General features: G+C 35.6%; 16 protein-coding genes and 1 pseudogene. 6 read left to right on the forward strand and 11 right to left on the reverse strand.

Features of this window, described 5'->3' with window-relative positions:
• The first annotated feature begins 1 nt into the window (after position 1).
• From amrB to QKW49_RS14955, 3 genes are all read left to right on the forward strand, one after another.
• The gene (amrB, locus tag QKW49_RS14945; protein ID WP_282863474.1) at positions 2-940 is read left to right on the forward strand and encodes an AmmeMemoRadiSam system protein B; all 939 of its coding nucleotides are present in this window, start codon (positions 2-4) and stop codon (positions 938-940) included.
• Between the two features lie 141 nt (positions 941-1,081).
• The gene (locus tag QKW49_RS14950) at positions 1,082-1,600 is read left to right on the forward strand and encodes a flavodoxin domain-containing protein (protein ID WP_282863476.1); all 519 of its coding nucleotides are present in this window, start codon (positions 1,082-1,084) and stop codon (positions 1,598-1,600) included.
• 176 nt (positions 1,601-1,776) lie between these two features.
• The gene (locus tag QKW49_RS14955; RefSeq protein ID WP_282863477.1) at positions 1,777-2,511 is read left to right on the forward strand and encodes a ferritin-like domain-containing protein; all 735 of its coding nucleotides are present in this window, start codon (positions 1,777-1,779) and stop codon (positions 2,509-2,511) included.
• A gap of 127 nt (positions 2,512-2,638) precedes the next feature.
• Here QKW49_RS14955 and QKW49_RS14960 read toward each other — a convergent pair.
• The 7 genes and pseudogenes from QKW49_RS14960 to QKW49_RS14990 form a co-directional block, all read right to left on the reverse strand.
• A pseudogene (locus QKW49_RS14960) lies at positions 2,639-2,845 on the reverse strand (Ger(x)C family spore germination C-terminal domain-containing protein); the annotation flags it as partial.
• 76 nt (positions 2,846-2,921) lie between these two features.
• On the reverse strand, positions 2,922-3,878 hold the full coding sequence (locus QKW49_RS14965) for an NAD(P)-dependent oxidoreductase (RefSeq protein ID WP_282863478.1): 957 nt from the start codon (positions 3,876-3,878) through the stop codon (positions 2,922-2,924).
• Positions 3,879-4,001: 123 nt separating this feature from the next.
• Positions 4,002-5,276: a TRAP transporter large permease gene (locus QKW49_RS14970; RefSeq protein WP_282863479.1), complete on the reverse strand. Its 1,275-nt coding sequence runs from the start codon at positions 5,274-5,276 to the stop codon at positions 4,002-4,004.
• A gap of 15 nt (positions 5,277-5,291) precedes the next feature.
• Positions 5,292-5,759 carry a TRAP transporter small permease gene (locus tag QKW49_RS14975; RefSeq protein ID WP_282863480.1) on the reverse strand — a complete coding sequence of 156 codons (468 nt, stop codon included), beginning with the start codon at positions 5,757-5,759 and terminating at the stop codon, positions 5,292-5,294.
• Between the two features lie 67 nt (positions 5,760-5,826).
• On the reverse strand, positions 5,827-6,897 hold the full coding sequence (locus QKW49_RS14980; protein WP_282863481.1) for a TRAP transporter substrate-binding protein: 1,071 nt from the start codon (positions 6,895-6,897) through the stop codon (positions 5,827-5,829).
• A 627-nt stretch (positions 6,898-7,524) separates the two neighbouring features.
• Positions 7,525-9,141 carry a response regulator gene (locus QKW49_RS14985; protein WP_282863482.1) on the reverse strand — a complete coding sequence of 539 codons (1,617 nt, stop codon included), beginning with the start codon at positions 9,139-9,141 and terminating at the stop codon, positions 7,525-7,527.
• Positions 9,116-10,951, reverse strand: coding sequence for a histidine kinase (locus QKW49_RS14990; protein ID WP_282863483.1), 1,836 nt, complete (start codon positions 10,949-10,951; stop codon positions 9,116-9,118). The genes QKW49_RS14985 and QKW49_RS14990 overlap by 26 nt, the downstream gene beginning before the upstream one ends.
• Before the next feature lie 424 nt (positions 10,952-11,375).
• Here QKW49_RS14990 and QKW49_RS14995 point away from each other — a divergent pair, with 424 nt between their 5' ends.
• The 3 genes from QKW49_RS14995 to QKW49_RS15005 are packed head-to-tail and all read left to right on the forward strand — an operon-like array spanning position 11,376 to position 12,547.
• Positions 11,376-11,504, forward strand: coding sequence for a DeoR family transcriptional regulator (locus QKW49_RS14995; protein ID WP_282863484.1), 129 nt, complete (start codon positions 11,376-11,378; stop codon positions 11,502-11,504).
• Positions 11,505-11,509: 5 nt separating this feature from the next.
• Positions 11,510-11,869, forward strand: coding sequence for a hypothetical protein (locus QKW49_RS15000; RefSeq protein WP_282863485.1), 360 nt, complete (start codon positions 11,510-11,512; stop codon positions 11,867-11,869).
• Positions 11,870-11,881: 12 nt separating this feature from the next.
• The gene (locus QKW49_RS15005; protein WP_282863486.1) at positions 11,882-12,547 is read left to right on the forward strand and encodes an HAD family phosphatase; all 666 of its coding nucleotides are present in this window, start codon (positions 11,882-11,884) and stop codon (positions 12,545-12,547) included.
• 303 nt (positions 12,548-12,850) lie between these two features.
• Here the strand turns inward: QKW49_RS15005 and QKW49_RS15010 are convergent, their stop codons facing one another.
• From QKW49_RS15010 to QKW49_RS15025, 4 genes are all read right to left on the reverse strand, one after another.
• Entirely contained in the window at positions 12,851-13,960 is a 1,110-nt protein-coding gene (locus tag QKW49_RS15010; protein ID WP_282863487.1) for a GGDEF domain-containing protein, read from the reverse strand.
• 608 nt (positions 13,961-14,568) lie between these two features.
• Positions 14,569-15,588, reverse strand: coding sequence for an asparaginase (locus tag QKW49_RS15015; protein ID WP_282863489.1), 1,020 nt, complete (start codon positions 15,586-15,588; stop codon positions 14,569-14,571).
• 19 nt (positions 15,589-15,607) lie between these two features.
• Positions 15,608-17,233: a phosphoenolpyruvate--protein phosphotransferase gene (gene ptsP / locus QKW49_RS15020; protein ID WP_282863490.1), complete on the reverse strand. Its 1,626-nt coding sequence runs from the start codon at positions 17,231-17,233 to the stop codon at positions 15,608-15,610.
• A gap of 37 nt (positions 17,234-17,270) precedes the next feature.
• A complete protein-coding gene (locus QKW49_RS15025) occupies positions 17,271-17,528 on the reverse strand; it encodes an HPr family phosphocarrier protein (RefSeq protein WP_282863491.1) in 258 nt (85 codons plus the stop codon).
• Positions 17,529-17,532: the final 4 nt, after the last annotated feature.

Raw genomic sequence — 17,532 nt, forward strand, 5'->3', positions numbered from 1 at the left:
AATGAAGCATAAAATTATATTTAGTGTACTGACGGGACTATGTACGGTACTGCTCTTTGCCATTCCATCGTATAACCGGTTTAACAAAGAGCCTATACCTTCTTCTCCGCTCAGCGAACACGCATATACGCAAAATAGTTTCTTGGTTGGCAAAAAAAATATTGCATGCAAATACTATGATGAAAAAGATTTTTTAAAGTCGGTAAGTACCGCACAAAGCATACATACTCCCGCAGGAGAAATAAAAGGGGGAATTGTCCCTCATCACCTATTGGCAAGCGGGCTCATTTCTTCTTTTTTCAAAACCTTATCGGTAGAACAGCCTGAAATCATCGTAGTAATAGCCCCCAACCATAAAGGTTTAGGAGTCAATAAGGTTCATACCGGCAACTGGGACTGGCAAACTCCTTTTGGCATACTGGAGGCAGACCAAGAAACTATAAGTGTATTAGCCGACTCCAAAACTGCGGATATGAATTTCGATTTACTGGAAAGTGACCATTCCATTGCCGGCTTAGTCCCTTATATTAAATACTATATGCCTGATAGTAAAATCATCCCGATTTTGCTGCATGGGAATTATAGTTTAAAAGAGGCCCAACAGTTGGGACAAAATCTTCAGAAAAAGCTTGAAAATAAGAAAACTCTGATATTGGCATCTGTGGATTTTTCTCATTATCTTCCTCTTGAAGAAGCAGATGAAATGGATAAGGTTTCTATCCAAGCAATAGAAAATAGAAATCTCAACCTAATCCAACATTTAAGCAATGACTACATGGACTCACCTGCATCCATCATTACCCTGCTTTCAGCGATGGACATAGCAGGTGTAGACGAAATGGAAGTGCTTGGACATAGCAATTCAGACAGAATTGCAGATACAAAAAGTGGTAATACCACAAGTTATTTCACAATTGTATTTTATAAAGTTACCACATAACGATATTCTTCTCCTATTATAATTAACAGTTTTTATATAAACATCTTGACAAAGATCAATATAATATGTAATGGTTTTTATAAGGTGTAAAAAATTAATAAAATAGGAGTCATCTTCTATCTAATAATTGGGGGTATGAAAATGAATACGTTAATAGTTTATGGGACTAAGCATGGTACAACAGAAAAGTGCGCTTCTCTTCTTTCAAAAAAACTTAATGGAAAGGTAGATCTGCATAACCTAAAGACAGCTGGAATCCCAGATATTGCTCCATATGATAAAGTCATTATTGGCGGTTCGATTTACGCAGGAAGAATTCAAAAGGAAATAAGCCAATTTTGCACACAAAACCTTAATGCATTCAAAAACAAAAAGATGGGTCTATTCATATGCGCCATGTTTAAAGACAATGCGGAAGCACAATTAAAAAATTCTTTTCCGGAGGAACTTTTAAACGCTGCTTGTGCCAAGGAATGCTTTGGAGGGGAAATGAAATTTAGTGTTATGAGCTTTGGCGAAAAATTTATAACCAAGATGGTATCAAAAATGGCAGCTAAAAAAGATGCCACACTTCCTCCATTGGATACTAAAAAAGACATCTCGTTGATTTGTGAAGAAACCATTGACCAATTCGCTGAGTTAATGAACAATTCCCTGTAAAATTGTTCTGAATCCGAATGGCGTATGATATCCCTCCTTGTACAAAATTTTATGCCAAATTCCTAGATGTTGAAGATTAAGAATGCTATTGGGTACCTTGAGAATTTTGCATACAAACCCTACTTATTGATAATAATATAGACGGAAAATATAGAATACTCTTAGGAGGGATGTTTATGCAAATAACAACTCAAACACAAAAAGATATGAATATGGTGAGTGAGAACATGACCAACTTTGCTGGAGACTTTAATATGAACAAATCCGGCTTTAATACCAGTATGCCCGGTCATACCAGTAATCACAACATGATATTCCGACAGGAACCCCGTACTGTAAAACAGGCTAACGCGGGCATTGGGTTGCCCATTGACGTAAGAAAAGAAATGGCTCTTCAGCTTGATGACCATCAGTGTGCATTAACCATCGCATTACATCAATACAATAAACATCATTGGTTAACAGAAGGAGCAGAGGCATTTTTAAGCTTACACCATTTATTAGAGGAACATCGCAATAAGACAGTAGAGCATATCGATATGGTAGGAGAAAGAGTTGCCAGACTCGGTGGCGTCCCTACTGCACATCCGGTTACCCAACATGAACTCTCTTATATAAAGCACGAAGTTGAAGGCCGCTATACAATGCGGGATTTTATACGTAATGATTTAGAGCATGAACTAAAACTTCAGGAAATGCTTCGCAAAACCATAGACCGCTCCCATGAGCTAAAAGATTATGGAACTGCAGAGGTATTACAGAAAGTACTGGTAGACCGGGAAGATTTGGGCTACCATCTGTATAGCATATTAGAAGATGATACCCTAGTAAGAGGAATGGAGCATTTAATTAACCAAAAAGGCAATATCGCAGGAGACGGACAAGTTGATACCTTGAATAAATTACAGTAATTGGAACAAAAAAACATTTACACTATTGATAAAGATTTGACATAAAATATATTACCTCTAAAATATATTATAGTTTAAGAGATGATAGGTGTGAATTCTATCATCTCTTAAATCAAAGATCAAATAATCATTTCATAGTCCCTATCTGCTTTATGCTTGCTTTTACCATAATGTCAACTTCAAGTTCCTTAAAAACCTCACGCCAGTTATCCTTCACTTGCTCCCATACTTTTAGTTCATATCTTTTTATCTGCAAATCAAAGAAGAATATATCCGTTCCGTATTCTTTTTGCACATATTGTATGGTATCCTGTATGTTTTCCTTAATGCATTCTTCTGCTTTTTTCCATCTTCTTTAAATACTCCTCTTTTTATAATACATTTACATTAATATATAAAGGACTACTCGCTTAAAGCACCGGGGAGTTCACTACGTTACTAGGCTTTCTCCCTTCCAACACACCTACGATTCCATCCAAAGCTTCATGCGCCATGCCTAAACGTGCCTTCATTGTACAACTCGCAATATGTGGCGTCAATATAACATTATCAAGTTTTAACAATTCAGGATTAACTTCCGGTTCATTTTCGAACACATCCAGCCCGGCCCCTTTGATAGTTCCCGTTTTCAGTGCCTCAGCAAGTGCTATTTCATCTACAATGGATCCCCTGGCGGTATTTACCAGATAAGCACCCTTTTTCATTTTTTTAAATACACCTTTCTCAAATAATTTATAGTTTTGCGGGATAGCAGGCATATGTAAGGTTATACAATCGCTAATTTCCAAAACCTTATCAAAGGGATAGTATTCAACTCCATATTCTTTCTCTATCTCTTCAGATGCCCTAAATTTATCATAGTACACCACATTCATTCCCAATCCCTGTGCTTTTTGACAGACCGTTTTTCCGATACGGCCAAATCCTATAATCCCTAAAGTTCTGCCTGCTATTTCCGTATCGATATCCGAAAACATAGGGGCATTCCAAATGCCTGCTCTTACTTCTCTATCATAACGAGCAACCCCACGCATGGAAGAAGCAATTAGCACAACCGCATGTTCAGCTGTTGCCTCCGTAACTTTATTAGGCGTATTCACTACTGCTATTCCTTTTTCTGTAGCATATTGCCAGTCAATATTATCATAGCCAACACCAAAATTTGCGACTACTTTAAGCTTCTTGCCTGCATCCAGTAATTTCTTGTCTGCTCTATTCCCTACAATAAAATACGCATTATATTCTGCAATTTTTTCTAATACTTCTTCATATGTAAATTTAGTTTTAGGCATCGTAAATTCATAATGATTTCTAAACGGAACCAAACACTCCTCCGGCACACATTGAGAAACAAGTATTTTTTTCATGCTGTCAACCTCCTAAATAAGTTTAAATGACTTTGAATTTAAGAATTTGATGACCAGAAGTATATAAATAACGTTCTGCTTGTCATAGATCATAATTTTTCATGGGTAGCCAATGATTATTTACTAAGAAAATATTGAGGGTAAGAATAGAGTAATTTGGGGTATATACGTGATCATTGCCAACACAAGAAATAAAGCAACAAGGAATGGAAATAGGTCCTTCACTACGTCCTTCATAGAAACATTGCCTATACCTGTGATTACGTATAACAGCAGGCCGACCGGTGGAGTCAATAGTCCGATCATAATGTTTAGTGTAATTACAACACCAAATTGTAATAAATCTATACCATAGTTTTGCAACACCGGTATCAGCAGCGGTGTAAGGATAATCAAAATGCTTGTTCCTTCCATAAAGCATCCAAGAATAAGCACAACAATATTGATAATGATTAAGAAAACCCATGATTGGCTGGATATCGAACTAAATATTTCAACCAACATGGCTGGCACGCCTTCTCGCGCAAGTACCCATCCAAAAGCCTGCGCACATGCAATAATGAACATAATCACCGCTGATTCCTTTGCTGCTTTAGCAAGCATATACGGAATGTTACTCCATTTAATTTCTTTATAAACAAATAATCCAATCATTAATCCGTAGGCCACCGCGATCACAGCAGCTTCAGTAGGAGTAACAATCCCTGTCATGATCCCTCCAAGGATAATTACAGGCATCATCAATGCAAAAGATGCCTCTTTCGTGCTTGTAATAAATCTCTTGATGGAGGTTTTTTCTCCTCGAGGAAGATTTTTTCTTACTGCAACAATATAACAGACTGCCATCATATAAATTCCCATCAGCACACCAGGTACTGCACCTGCAAGAAATAGCTTTCCTATTGAAACGTTCGCAAGCGTTCCATATACGATAAAGCTTACACTAGGTGGAATGACTGGTCCCATCGTTGCAGCTGAAGCATTCACGGCACACGCAAAATTTTTACTGTAACCGCTCTTAACCATGCTGGGAATCATCACCGAACCTACTGCAGCCGCATCAGCGATCGCCGCACCTGAAACTCCGGCCATGATCATGTTTACAATGATAACAACATAGGATAATCCCCCTCGAATGCTTCCAATAATTGACTGTGAAAATGTTACAAGCCTTTTAGTAAGCCCGCCTGTGTTCAAAAGCTCCCCGGCAAACATAAATAACGGAATGGATAATAACACATAAGAGTCTGTACCGGTCACCATCCTTTGTGCAAGTACTACGATGGGAAAATTCTCACCAACAAAAAGTATATAAGCAAGGGTACCAATTACAATTGAAAATGCAACCGGCATTCCTATAGCCAGTAATACGAATAATGTCCCTAGTAAAATTAACACCTCTAACAGCCCCCTCTACTGCTTATTTTGTCTAAACATCGAAATCAAGTTACATACCGCAAAGTATGTTGCTATCACGGCAAATACCGGCAATGCCCCGTAAAACACATAGTCCATCGGCAAACCAAGGGCAGCACTGGATGTATTCTTGGTAACATGCACAAGTTTAATACCCATAGGAATCATTAAGACAACAAACCCCAACAATAATACATTATTAAAATAATTCAAAAATCTCTGAATATTTGGTGATAGTTTTTCAGTTAGAAAGTCAATTCGGATATGCGTTCCTTCCTTTAACGCTAATGCCGCCCCTAGTAGAATAATCCACGTAAATACAAACCGGGATATTTCTTCCGACCATACTAAAGAATTATTAAAAACATATCGCATCACTACCTGCAAGGCTAAAACAACAGTAACTCCTCCAAATAATACTGCTAAAATGTAATCAAATACTGACATCTTTTTATTTTCATTCATATTCAATCCCCCTATAAATAAACCGAGAAGCCTATACGGGCTTCTCGAACTATACACAAAAACCTTTTTATTTTGCATCAACAATTCTCTGATAAATGTTTGGCGCCCAAGACTTTTCAAACTTCTGGGGTAATTCTTTGCTAATCAATGCTTTAAACTCTTCTTTGTCAATATCATTGAATATCATACCTTTTTCTTTTAACATCGCAGCGAATTTATCTTCATACTGCATCATCGCTTCATGGCCAAATTGTCCTGCTTCTATGGCGGATTCAGAAAGCACTTTTTGCATCTCCGGAGATAATCCATTATATAGTTTGTCATTAATCATCAGCATATTAAAAGATAATACGTGCTCTGTTTTTGTAACATACTTTTGAACTTCAAATAGGCTGTTTGTATATATCATTTCTAAAGGATTTTCCTGCCCCTCAGCAACGCCCTGCTTTAAAGCCATGAAAACTTCTGTTAACGCAATGGGAGTTGGATTAGCTCCTAATGTTTTCCATGTTTCAACAAACACAGGCATCTCGGGCACCCTGATTTTTAACCCTTTCAGGTCTGCTACCGACTTGATTTCCTTGTTTGTAGTAAGGTAACGAGGACCTCTATGCCAGTAATCCAGCACCTTTAACTGCTTGGATTTAACCATAACGTCATTTATTTCTTTGCCAATATCTCCTTTAAACACTCTATCTAAATGGTCATAGTCGTTAAAAGTAAATGGTACATCTATTGCCCCGTACTGTGGCGCATACCATGCAATTGCCGCTGAACCTACCAGTGTCATATCAAGACTGCCCATACTAACAGCTTCACATAACTCTCTTTCATTTCCAAGCTGGCCGCTTGGGAACAGCTTTATAGTTAGCTTTCCATTTGATTTTGTCTTAACAAGTTCGGCATATTTCTCCGCCGTATCATGATACGGTCCCCCTGGTGCAAATGGGTAAGCCAGCTTTAACTCCATATCTTTTTCCTCTGTCTTAGGCGGCTCTTCCGCTTTCGTTACAGTAGGAGCATTGTTAGAATTATCCGTCTGTTCCTCGGAATTTTTCTTAGTGCCGCATCCGCTAAATGCGAGCATCATGGTTAAAGCCATACATGTGGCTGAAATTAAAATTTTTTTTGTTTTCATTCTCTTTTCCTCCAATTATAATTTTGTTATGATCTTTGCTTGATTTTCTATAGCCTGAATTAATTAAAGTCTATCACACTCCTCTCTAAAAATTTCAACTGGCATGCCAATTACACCTCCAATAATTTGGTCTTTACAACTTAATAGTTATTGTGGAGGTAAATAATTAAGTTTCATAGTATACAAGTATATACTATAAGAATTCATGAATGCTGTTAGAGTTACTTGGATAACAGGTACCAACTAGTAAAAAATATTTCAAGATAGGGAACTTAAAAGTCCTGTATTTCGTTCAGGATCCCAATCAGGAATGCTTATGTTCGAAAAAGTAAAAATATCATAATGGACGATGTATAAAGTTTTTTATTTTAGTGCTGATGTCTAATTTCTAATCTAATTATAATTGAGAACTACTGAAAATAAAATTCTCTGTTTTTAATGTTTGGTGTCAATTTTTAATGCGTACGCAAATAATTTTTTGTCTTAATAATCTCTTTTCGTATGTTTTTTGGTAAAGCACTCATAAAAAATACTCCCCCCTCGGTCAATATCACTCATTGTTCCTAAGGCAGGAGTATTGTTTTACTCGCACATAAAATATTTTACAATTTATTTTTAATAGGTGTTTCATGGATTAGTATTTAAATGTTGTTCGTCTATAAACTTTTCCCTATATTCACTTGGGGTCACACCGGATATTTTTTTAAACACCTTGATGAAGTGTTTTGTATCTGCATACCCTAAATTTTCTCCAATCTCATATATTTTTTTATTCTCTTCTATGAGCAGCTGCTTGGCTCTTTCTATCTTGATATTAGTGATATATTTTATAAAATTGCTTCCGGTGTGTTCTTTAAATATTCTGCTGAAATACTGGGGGGTTATATTTAAGTATTCTGCAATTTCATTCTGTGAAATACTTTCTGTGTAATGCTGATTGATATACTGAATTGCAAGCCTGATGAGCATTTTGCTGCCATGCTCATTCAAAGACGATCTGTTATCTATAAATAATCGGACTTCTTCATTAAGCTCGTCTGAGAGTTCGTTGATATCTGACTTCACCAGAAGATTTCCAATAAGATCAAATGCGTCATCTTCTTCGTTATCGCCATAGTTTGTAAAGCTATTTAGAGTCATATAAATTTTTTTGCATACACTGTATATCTCTTCTGCCGACTTGAATTCTATACCATTTCCCAAATTGAATATACTTTCAATTAAGCTGCACACTTTTTGAGAATCACAAATTTCCAAATAAGTCCTAAGCTTTTTTTCCCATTGAAACTGTATATCACTTGACTTGGAAGAACTAAAGCTCTCACTATCAAATATACATTCCCTCAATAAAAACTTGTTAAGTAGCAGCACCCTTAACCTTTTGTAAGCTTGACTCAAAGTTCTTATTCCTTTCGACCTCCCTACGGTTATTAAAACTTGGGTACCGAGCAGCCTATCCGAAGCTTCTTTAAGTTCATAGCACATTTGAAGAAGATCAAGGTACTCTTGATTATTATCTAGTGCATATAATATAAGCACTTCATAATCTGACGGTGAAATAGCAATTTTACTTTGTCCAGCAACTAATATATCTTCCGCAAAATTAATAAACGCATACTTTAAAAGCCCCTTATCACCATCCCATTTAGTTTCAAGTATATCATCAGACGCTTGCACATGAGCCAAAACCAGCCCAAGCTCTACATCTTCCAAACTAATTTCGAAAAGGCTTTCTTTTTCTCTAAGTTCAGCCTCATCCATTATTGTGCCATTTATTATACTTTCAAAAAACTTAACTTTTGCATAGTCATAGCTTTTTGACAGCTTTCTATTTATCTCAAGGTTTCTGCATTTTAAAATGTGTTCCTCTTCAATTTCCTTTTTAATTCTTGACAATACACTTTTAAGCTCGGTTATATTGACCGGTTTTAGGATATATTCTTTTATCCCTGTCCTTATGGCTCTTTTAGTATATTCAAAATCATCATATCCACTTATAATAACGACACGCGTTTGCGGCCGTATTTTTGTAAGCTTTTCACAGAAACTAAGGCCGTCTTCACCTGGCATACGAATATCTGTAATCACTATGTCAGGTTTTTCTCTGCTAGTAATCTCTATCCCTTCACCAGTATCTCTCGCTTTTCCAATCACTTCGATATCCAGTTCCAAAGATGCTACCATCTGTGATATTCCATTCCTTATGTGCTCTTCATCATCAACAATCAAAGCTTTTAGAATCATCTTCATCCCCCGTTTGGATTATTGGTAAAGAAACATAAACCGTTGTTCCTACACCCTTCATACTCTCATATCTTAATCCATATCTTTCACCATAAAAAAGCTTTATTCTTGCATTCACATTTTGTATCCCTATACTGTATTTATCATTGCTGTACTTCATAAAACTTCTATTTTCGCCTAAAAGAGATTGATTCAATGCATCCACCTCAGCCTGTTCGAGCCCCACGCCATTGTCAATGATCTTAATCTCTATCTTATCAACATTCTTACCTACCAGTACAGCCACATACCCGTCTTCTTGTTTCCCACTCAAACCATGCATTACTGCATTTTCAACAAGTGGTTGAAGTACCAGCTTTATAATAATATGTTCCCAAAGTTCTCCATCTACTTTTATAAGCGTATCGAACCTGTTAGGCATCCTGATCTTCTGTATTTCAAGATATGCCTTCACATGTTCAATTTCACTTTTCACAGTGGATATCCGACCTCCCTTTATGCTGTACCTGAACATTTTTCCAAGTGATTTTGCTATTACGCATATTTCCTGTACATTTTTGTTAAAGGCTATACAACTGACAGTTTCGAGCGTATTATATAAAAAATGCGGTGTGATCTGTGATTGCAGCGCATTCAGTTGGGCTTCTTTCTCCTTTAATTTAAGAGCATATTCGTTCTTAATCGTATTGTCAAGCTTGTAAACCATATTGTTAAAGCTGTTTGTAAGATCTCCGATCTCATCGGTAGCCACGGTTTGTCCCCAAGTTTGCATGTTCCCTTTCTCTACGTTCTTCATTCTTTCTTTCAATACTTTGATTGGCTTGGTTATGGTGTACGAGATTAATGTCGACACAGCAATAGCAAGTATCAAGAATAAAATGCTGATAATGAGCGTTAACTTCCTTATATAGTTGACATCCTTGAGAAGAACACTTAGCGGTATGCTTGTTAAAATCTTACACCCTGTATATGTGGATGTATTTACAATATAGAATTCTCCCTGTCCGCTTCCTTTAAGATAGAAGCTTCCATTGACAACCGTGTTGAGTTTCCGCGCAATTTCTCCATCTAACTTTCTTCCTATTGATTCTTCATTTGTATCAAAGATTACATTGAGATTTCCATCTAAAATAGATGTTTTAAACTCCTTCTGGTAATTGAATAACTCTTTACTATATAGGTCTTGAAGCACTTTTATGCCGGAATCCACCCTTACAATTCCTAAGATACTTGTTTTACTGCCGCCATTTGGTGAGTAATAAATCTTAAAAATAGTGGAAAACACCTTCTTATTTTTATCCCTGAAATAATTTTTATGATCCTGTCCCAATATAAGCTTGGATATATGGTAATCACTCATCATTTTTACCCAATCATCATATATTATATCATCACCCACATCCATTTGATGCTCAGACCAATGATATATGCTATTATTTTCAGCTACCAATAAAATCCCCTGTATGTCATCCTTTAAATTTACGATATTTTTTAGATTCTGATATAGCAAAAGTGTATCCTTGAACTTTTGACTCTCAGAGAAGTAATATCCTCCTTCTCTCATAAGTTCTACAATTTGATTATTGGCAGATAACCTGGAAGCTGCTTTCTCTATATCGTATAAATAGCTGTCTAATCTATTCAGCATTTGCTCGTTGATTGTAAGTGCCTTATCTACAGCAGCTTTTTCCATAGCGTTGGAAAACACGGAATATGTAATAGTAGCAATTAATAAAAGAGGTATAATGAATATCATAAGATAAGTAGTTAAAAGCTTGACCTGAATGGGTATGTATCTATTTAATATCAATTTCGTACACCTCCATTAATATATTCCATGTTAATATTCAACAAGACTAAATGCCTTAGCTGATTTGATTCATTGGCACGGGAAAATACAATTTTTCTTCTTTGGTTTGTCGATTGAATTAGTATCATCCAATATTTGACCAACGCTTTTATTATACTATTTCTCAGGCATTACATCTACATATTGCAGAAAACTTCTTCTAAAGCGTTCATATTACTATATTTACATTCTTTTTGGAATGGACTTCCCAGTGTCATGATAATAAATTTAATAACATTGAAGTTCTTTAATTGAAAATTTCACAAGGAATAAACTTGACCCATACCTTATAAAGCACTAATTCATCCATTTTATAGAAATCATCACATTGACGTGATATTCCTATACTGATAAAATAAATATATAAATATTAAGGAGACCGATCATGCTTCGAGCCGAACGTTTGGATAAAATTGTAGAGATAACCAACCAGCACCATATTATTACGATTGAGAATATCATGAATGAATTAGGTGTTTCAAAGGCCACCGTCCGTTGGATTTATTGTTTTTAGGAGGAATGCTAAGAAAATCCTTTTATTCTTCCTATGGATATTTTGCAGAACACATGCTTCAAAGCATATCGGTAAACAAAATATTTTTATCAGCAGATGCCGTTAATTTAAATCAAGGGATCATGAGCTATACTATGGATGACGTGAATATAAAGAAACAGTTTATCGCATCCGCAAATGAAGTTATTTTGCTTTGCGGCCACTCAAAATTTGAATCCATCGCCTTTATTCATGTTGAACCCTTAGATTGTATTGATAGAATCATTGTAGGAAAAGAATTGCCCGGTACTATAGTGGGTAAGTTGCGTAAAAAAGGCATCGCAGTAGAATTGGTTTCGTTTTATTATTCATCAATGTTGCATTAAAAGGAGGATCTCATGAAAAAGGCAGTTATATTTGACATGGATGGTGTGCTGATCGACAGCGAGCCTGTTTATCTAAACCGGTTTGAAATCTTTTTTGACCACCATCATATCCCGGTAAATAAGAATGATCTAAAAAAAACAGTTGGTGCCTCTTCCAAGGCAACCTGGGATATTATTCGCAAACTATGGCCTGAAGATATTTCAGTATCCAGGTTAAGAGAAATGTTTTATTTTCTCTCCGATCGTTTTTCAATATCTTATAAAGATATACTTTTTCCAAATGTAATAAAGACACTCCAATTACTGAAAAAACAAAACTATCGAATCGCCCTTGCTTCTTCTTCATCTTTTTCGGTAATCCACGCTGCACTTTCCGCTACAGATACCTCGGATTATTTCGATGTTATCGTCAGCGGAGAAATGTTTAAAGAAAGCAAACCAAATCCTGAAATCTACTTATACACCATTTGCCAGCTGTCTCTGCCTTCACATGAATGTATTGTGGTTGAAGACTCCGTATATGGTATTGCAGCTGCCAAAGCAGCCCACTTGGATGTAGCAGCCATAAGGGATACACGCTTCGGTTTTAACCAATCGAATGCAACTTATCTAATAGATGATGTTGCTGAAATATTGGATATACTGAAAAGCCTGAATGGGTCTTTAAAGATCTCATAACCCCTACCGATTCATTATTCCTAGTGCTTTTTTACGTAAATCCCTTAGAGATAATTGGAACGCTTTAGATTGAATCGATGTCCAAGGAATAGCATATGGGCAAATCCCTCAAGTACTGGCGAACCTGTGGTGGGGGCAGTACTATCCGAACTTAGGGTATGGGTCTTGCAAAAATAATCGATTACAAGGAGATCTCTAACTAATCTGACAAAGGACCTATACCGCCCCCTCGCTCAGTAAACATGTATATAGATACAAAAAGTGGTAGTACCGCAAGTTATTTCATAACTGTATTTTATAAAGTTAATACATAACTGTATTCTTACCTTGTTTTTTTGCTTTGTAAAGTAACGAGTCTGCACGATGTAATAAAGATTGGGCGTCTTCTTCAAAACTGAACGTTGCTGCACCAAAACTACACGTTACTTTTCCTACGCTGTCAAACAAATGGCTTTCGACTGCCAAACGTATTCTTTCACTTAAATTTGCTGCGTCTAATTTGTGGGTATTGGGGAGCAATATAACAAATTCTTCTCCTCCCCATCGAGCAAAAATATCGGTTTCTCGAATAGTATGTTGAACCAGTTTTACGATATCCAATATTACTTGGTCTCCAATAAGATGCCCATAGCTATCATTTATTCTTTTAAAATCATCTAAGTCGAAAATAATCAAGGATAAATTGCTGTTATATCTCTTAGTATAATTAATCCACTTGTCTAACTCTTCATTAAATTTGAATCTGTTATATATCCCTGTCAACGGATCAATCATAACCATTCTCTTTAACTCTTGACTACTTATATATTGAACTCTCTTTAAATAATTCGTTCGAAATGCAGAAATACTGCTAAGCGCAATAACTATTAACGTATATACGATAGCTGCCGACAGCTCAGATATTTTAATATATTTTAGATGAAACAGCGAAAATAAAAAGAAACCTGCACTGATAAATAAAGAAACTATAATCATATAAATCCAACGATTTGGGACCATAAACACTCCAAGCAATATTACCATCACACCAAAAGCCTGAATTAAAAAATTAGGCGTCTCATACTGATAAAATACCATTAAAAATAGAAGAAATACTATGAATTCATACCCTGTTATCCAATAAACCAGTGCATAATAATTTTGCGCGGTTTTTATTCTAATATAAAGTATCACAACTAAAATCATGAAAGATATTCTGTTGAGTACTATAAAGTCAAACTCACGTCCACTTTTAATAAGAAAATAATCAGGAATAAGAAAAAGAAAATATAATATGCCTAAAGTAAGTACAATAGGCTTAATATATTTCACAGCTTTTTCAATTTCCTGATTCATGTATTCTCTTTCAAGATTGCTATCTGTAAATTCCGCTAAATAAGTGATTATTCTATCTTTCTCCTTCTCACTTTCCAATATTAAAACCTCACAATGTATTGAACATATTTATATATTTAATTTTATTGTTTATCGCAAATTTACTCTCTTGAATAAAATATTTAAAGTTTATTATATCTATTTTATTCGACAATTTTGTATAAAAACCCTCTCAATATTCGTGATTTTTCTTTTAAAACGTTTAGTTTTATAGAGGCTAGCTCTTTGTATTACTGCCTTATAGATAAAAAACTCTAGACCTGTAATTTACCAAGTCACATATGGATATCATTAGCTAAGATTCCGTAGGGGTGAACGGCTCTGTCCACCCGTAGATCGTGCAGTAATGCACCGGGCGGACAGGGTCGTCCGCCCTTACGGATAATCGCTTGAGTTCTTGTTACATAGGATTTAGGGTTAGGATAATTCTAACTTTTAGAATTTTTTATCTATAGTATAAATTTACAATAGCATAAATTTACAATTTTTATACAAACATCTTAACAATAAAAATAAATATACGCAATATATTGCGTATATTATCCGATTCATATACATATTCTTTTAATAACCTTCACGTGTTGTCATTCTCTGTACATGTACCCACTATTAGGGTCTGTTGTACTTACCTTTATTTCTTCTTTTACTTATGAAATTTCCCGGTTAACTTTACTGATGTCTCCAAAAAAAGGTGTCTCAATAAAAGCCTTTATATCCTCATTGCTTTTAAGATTTGCTAAAGTCCACATCAGTTTGGCTGCCGTCGCTTCAAAATTCATATCACCCGAGCGTATTATTGCTTTCTCGGACAGCTTTCTTCCTACCTGATATATCCCCAGATCAATACCTTCTTCAAGGCATTGGGTAGTAATAACTACTGCAACTCCAGCTTCAATTAATTCATCAACCTTGGCAAGAATGTTATTTTCTTCAGAAGGAATTCCTCCGATTCCAAAGCTTTCAATAATTACGCCTCTGTAGTTTTCTTTTATATAATCAAAAATATCCGGTTTTATACCAGTAAAAAGCTTAATTGCCATTATATCTGCACATAACGATCCCAAAAATTCAAAAGGTTTCTCCAAGGATTCCGACATTATTTCCTGAAATTCCTTGGAAATATTAATTTTATCTGACTCAAATACAGCAGCACAAGGAAAATTAATGCTTTCAAAAGCATTAATGCTTCTGGTTCTTATTTTTTTAGCTCTTGTCCCCAATATTATCTTCCCGCCAAAAGAAATAAAGACTCCATTTACTGCTTCAAGCGCAAATCTGACTGCATCAATAATATTTTTTTGTGCATCAGAAGCAGAAGCTCCAATTGCTTTTTGTGAACCGGTTATTACAACAGGCTTTTTAATGTTTTGAAGCATATATGTTAATGCTGCTGCAGTATAGCTCATTGTATCTGTCCCATGAGTGACTATAAAGCCGTCAAAATCAAAATAACTTTCATATATTGTTTCAGCAATTTTCTTGATCATTTCAACAGTCATTTCACTGCTGTCAATATTCATAATGGTTTTACCCGTAATTTTACACATTTTTCTGGCTTCAGGAATCATTTCAATAAATGCTTCAACACCAAATACCGGGGCAAGCCCGTTTCCACCTTCACTTGATGCTATGGTACCTCCTGTAGCAATCATAAGTATTCTTTTCAAATTTCAGATCTCCTTATACTTATATGATACTGGTGTCAGCCATACATATTCTTTCTCTTACAGAAAGTATGCATAAAGGTGACACAGATAATTCATCTATCTCCATCTCAATAAATTTTTCCGTGAGTGAGAGATCTGCTGCAAGTTCCCCGCAGATACCCACCCAGCAGCCTTTTTTGTGTCCATTATCAATTACAGTTTTTATTAATCTGAGTATAGCGATGTGATGCGTGTTGCAGAAATCATCCAGTTTTGAGTTTTGTCGGTCAACAGCAAGAGTATACTGCGTTAAATCGTTTGTGCCAATACTTAAAAAATCAACCTCTTCAGCCAACAAGTCGCTTATTACAGCTGCGGCAGGTGTTTCAACCATTATCCCCAGCTCAACATCATGGTATAAATACCCTTCATCTCTTAGCTCTTTTTTAACTTCAGATATAACTTCCTTTATTTTATAAAGTTCCTCCAATGATGTAATCATAGGAAACATAACTGAAATATTACCGTACACGCTTGCACGATAAATTGCTCTAAGCTGTGTTTTAAATATATCAGGCTGTGTTAAGCATATCCGTATAGCTCTGTACCCAAGTGCAGGATTGTCTTCCTTCCCCAGATCAAAGTAATCTAACTGCTTATCCGCCCCCAAATCAAGCGTACGAATTATTACCTTTTTTCCTTTCATCGCTTCGGCAGCCTTTCTATAAGCCTTAAACTGCTCTTCTTCTGAAGGAAAATTCTTAGATTCCATATATAAAAACTCACTCCTGAATAATCCTATACCTTCAGCATCGTTATCTATAGCAGTTTCCAGCTCCGTTAAGCTTCCAATGTTTGCAAAAAGATTAATTCTTTTACCTGAAGGTGTAACTGTTTCTTTCCCCTTCAGCTTAAGCAGCAATTCCTTCCTACTGAGCTCCTCCTTATGTTTTTCTTTAAATGCACTTAATATCTCACGATCGGGATTTATATACAGCATTGAATCAGATCCATCAATAATACCCAATTGTCCATCCCACTCATCCTTTATATCAACACCTAGCAGGGCCGGTATTCCTAATGCTCTTGCTATAATCGCGGTATGTGAGTTTACAGATCCCAATCTGTTTATAATTCCAAGAATTTTATTCTTATCAATCTGAAGAGTATCGCTGGGAGTCAATTCCTCAGCCAAAATAATTGATGGCTCATCTAAGACAAATTCCATATTGACGTTATTGCTTAAAATATTTATTAATCTTTCTGATATATCTTTTATGTCAACAGTTCTTGCTCTGAAGTATTCATCCGTCATAACTGAAAACATTTCACATATTTTGTCACATGTAACGGAAATCGCATACTCAGCATTTACCCTTTCGCTTCTAATAATTTCTTCAACAGATTCATTAAAATCATCGTCATCCAATAGCATCATATGGACTTCAAAAATCGCTGCATTTTCGTCACCAAATTCTTCAGCAGCTTTATCAACAAGGGCTTTCAGCTGGTCCATTGCAGTTTGCTTAGCTAATTTAAAGCGGCTAAATTCCTGCTGATAATCATTTCTTTCTTTTCTAATAATTTCATCAGATTTTTTTTTATATAACTTAATTTTTCCAATTGCAATTCCGTTTAATACGGATTTTCCTGCTGAAATCTCCATGCGTCTTTCTCCTTTGGTTAAATAAATTTACATCAGCTTACAGATTATCTTCAAAAAACTTTTGCATATATTTTATTTCTTCTTCAGCTTTATCTCCTTCTGCATAAACTGTAACCTTATCATTATATTTTACACCTAAAGCCATAAGCATAATTAGTTTTTTCATGTCGGCTTTTTTTCCATTGTGTTCCAAGGTAAAATCCGACGAAAACCTTTTTGCCTCCTTTACCAGAAGTCCTGCCGGTCTTGCATGTATTCCTATCTTTTCTTTAATTACATATTCAAATGAATTCATTTCA

It is taken from the genome of Petroclostridium sp. X23 (assembly GCF_030013905.1).
Taxonomy (GTDB): Bacteria; Bacillota; Clostridia; order SK-Y3; family SK-Y3; genus X23.